2 pseudogenes are annotated in these 419 nt (G+C 44.6%); both read right to left on the bottom strand.

Features of this window, described 5'->3' with window-relative positions:
• Positions 1 to 202: pseudogene (locus AC1DUA_RS40765) on the bottom strand (ABC transporter permease); the annotation flags it as partial.
• Between the two features lie 4 nt (positions 203 to 206).
• Positions 207 to 419 (bottom strand): annotated as a pseudogene (locus tag AC1DUA_RS40760) (ABC transporter permease); the annotation flags it as partial.

The raw sequence follows: 419 nt of genomic DNA, 5'->3' as shown, positions 1-419 counted from the left end.
CAATAATAGAGGTGCCCGCGGTTGTCATGAACATCTTAACTTCCCAAATGTTGCGGTACCATTTCAACGAAAATCCTGTCGGTGGGAATTTCAGTACACTCCCTGGCTCAAATGAAGCAAATGCTATAATAACGAGCGGCCCGAGCAAGAAAATATAGACAAGAAGGGTGAACAACGCCAGCCCTCGATTCTTTTCCCGCATAGTTCTACCCCTTCGGATTTAATTTAGTCGCCAGTTTATTCATTAGCGCAATGACGACGAAGGTGATCACGATCATAATCACAGCAATGACAGAAGCAAGGTGCCAATCATTAAGCGTAATTGCATTCTGATAAAGAAATGTGGAGATAACCCGCTGCTTGCCACCGAGCAAAGCAGGCGTTGTATATGCCGTCAAACTGCCGACAAAAACAAGAAT

This window comes from Paenibacillus sp. 01T422, from assembly GCF_056398785.1.
This window is presented reverse-complemented; position numbering and strand designations above follow the sequence as displayed.